The following is a 2,659-nucleotide window of genomic DNA, read 5'->3' as shown; positions in this document are numbered from 1 at the left end:
ATGGTGGCGGCATAATCGAGGCGGAAATCCACTTAGCGAAACGCCCGAAACTGTTCAAACAAACCGAGCCACCTCTGTCCCAAGTCACAGTATTTCGCAAGCGACCGCAGCTGGGTCAGAATGTCCAATCGCCGTATTGGCGGGGATATTTCCAACAAAACGGATTTTGCATCACGGTTTGGCGATTTCAATCTCACGCTTGGTGGTTCGTTCCAACATGAGGAGATTCAGCCACAGGATGGCGTTGTTATTACCGAGCATGATCTTAACACCAACCGGTTTCTGCGTGATGGTTCCAGAACAGAAATGAGTCTTTCAGGTCAACTACAATATCGACCGGTGGATACGCTCGAATTCTGGGGCGGCGGTCGCTACAGTATATTTCGCTCGAAAGACCGCAACGCTATGTCGAAAGTGCGATGGGAAGACGCTTTTGGGCGCTGGATATATGCATCCAACTCAAAAGAATCTGGCTATATGTTCTGGCGACCGGATTCCAACGGCCTGTTTGGCGATGCGACGGACCCTCGCCTGAACAATGGACTGCTCTTTGGTGACAGCAACAATCCATTCGATGGGGTACCATTCAACGAATTTGGTGCTACCTACACCCATGCTTTTGACCCCCGTTGGTCGGAGACGGTTGTTGGTTTTGACCGGGGCCCGAGCCTGTCAACCAAGGATGGCGGTTTCGCGCCTGCTTTTGGTGTAAATTACGAGATCGCGCCAGACACCTTCCTTTATGCCAGTTATGCCGAAGGCATACGCATGCCTTCGCTTTTCGAAACCACTTTGGGAACGCTTCAGGTGGAACCCACACGCGGGCTCAAGCCGGAACGCTCGCGCAACTGGGAGATCGGTGCCAGCACCACGCTCGACAATCTGCTAACGGCTGGCGATACGGCATCTTTCAAGATCGCTTACTTCAACACCAATGTTAAAGATTACATCACCCGCTACTATGACCCGAATACGAACGGCGTGATGACCTTCTCCAATGCAGAAAGCTACAAGACGAGCGGCCTTGAGTTTCAGTCGAGATTCGACAATGGCAAACTATTTGCCGATCTGTCGGCAACCTATTATTTCAAGACAGAGACATGCGACCCCACATTCGCGTCCTATTTGCGCGAAACCGCAGGGATTTATCAGCATACCGAGAATACACCCGACTGCACGCCGGGCAGCTTTATGGGCTCCTATACCAATACGCAGAACCCACCCAAATATGCTGTAAACCTGACATTGGGCAGCCGCTTCTTCGAGGAAAAGTTGATCCTAGGAGGGCGAATGACTTATACATCTGGTCCGACAGAGGAAATAACCGAACCTTGGCAAACCGGAGCGACAACGCCGCAACTTGTCTATCAGCCGGTCGCAATTTTCGATGCCTTTATGAGCTACAAGCTGAGAGACGATGCCATTTTAAACGCATCGGTGCAGAACATCACGGACCGCTATTATCTGGATGCGCTGGCACAAAGCTTCATGCCAGCACCAGGCCGCACCTATCGCGCGGGACTGACAGTCAAGTTTTGAACTCGTGAAGCATCAGATATCGCCCGCGCCATCTGACTATTATAAGTTGGTGGCGAGGACGCCAGTCAGGACACTCACTTGTGGAAAGGCATTTACGAATGGATTATTCGACGCAGGCAGAAGCCGCGCAAAATCCGTGAGAATTTGCGCGTAATCGTCCGTGTGAAATTCGTAAGGCAGTTCCAGTCGAAACTCGGAAACTTGCGGCAGTACAGGATCGGTTGCGAGCGCTTCCAGAATTTGGTCAGTCGTGCCCACAATATCGGGCAGAAACAAAGTGCGGCGCGGACCATGGGCGAAACCTGTTCGCTTGTCGCGCTCGGCGGCAAATTCCGCATAGCGACGACGCGCATCGGGACTTGCACTGTCGGTGGGCAGAATCACGCGACCAAGTGCAACACGCGGCACACGTTCATGCCTCCATTCCTGACGGAAGCGTTCAATGAGTGTTTTCTGTGCTGTCAGAAAATCGTCCGTATTCTCACCGCTGACAATGTTTCCCGTCAAAAGGTTGAAACCGGTCTGGCCCGCCCATCGTGCGGAATTTTGCGAGCCGCCGCCATACCACAGGCGGTCGGTCAGCCCTTCGGCAAAAGGTCTCAAACGCGGGATTTGCGCCCCCGCGGCATTGCCCGCTTCGGTTTCGCCGGAAAGCGGTTCAGAGCGCAGCGCCTGGGCCAGTTTTTCTGCGCGCGTATGGCTGTAATCAGCAGTTGGAACAGCATCAACGAAATCAGCGATCAGATGCGCAAAAGGCGGCGCGCCCACCGAAACACCAACATTCAGCCTGCCATGGGACAGCAAGTCCACAGTTGCCAGATCTTCGGCCAGCCGAAATGGATTTTCATAGCCGAGCTGAATGACCGCAGTGCCAAGCCCGATGCGTTTCGTCCGCTGCGAAGCAGCAGCCAGAAATGTGGCTGCGGATGAAATGCCACGCTCCAGATGGCGCTGGCGCACCCATGCGCTATCATATCCCAGTCGCTCTCCATGCTCGAAAAGCTGAAGCGTATCCTCTAAACCTTGTGCGGGGTCATTCTCCCGGTGACTACCGGGAATGAGGAAGGCAAAATGTTCTATGTGTGAAAGAGGCATGGTCAATTTCGCTTCTCGCGCAGCG

2 protein-coding genes are annotated in these 2,659 nt (G+C 53.5%); one reads left to right on the top strand and one right to left on the bottom strand.

The features are described 5' to 3' along the window. Positions 1 to 120: 120 nt before the first annotated feature. On the top strand, positions 121 to 1,539 hold the full coding sequence (locus HWD97_RS24055) for a TonB-dependent receptor domain-containing protein (protein WP_353410130.1): 1,419 nt from the start codon (positions 121 to 123) through the stop codon (positions 1,537 to 1,539). Between the two features lie 39 nt (positions 1,540 to 1,578). Here HWD97_RS24055 and HWD97_RS24050 read toward each other — a convergent pair whose 3' ends face one another. After that, the gene (locus tag HWD97_RS24050; protein ID WP_109366223.1) at positions 1,579 to 2,634 is read right to left on the bottom strand and encodes an LLM class flavin-dependent oxidoreductase; all 1,056 of its coding nucleotides are present in this window, start codon (positions 2,632 to 2,634) and stop codon (positions 1,579 to 1,581) included. Between the last annotated feature and the right edge of the window lie 25 nt (positions 2,635 to 2,659).

The sequence above is a fragment of the Ochrobactrum sp. C6C9 genome, assembly GCF_022627935.1.
In the GTDB taxonomy this organism is placed as follows: Bacteria; Pseudomonadota; Alphaproteobacteria; order Rhizobiales; family Rhizobiaceae; genus Brucella; species Brucella teleogrylli.
Note: the sequence above shows the minus strand (reverse complement) of the source record. Positions and strands in the feature narration are given on the sequence as shown.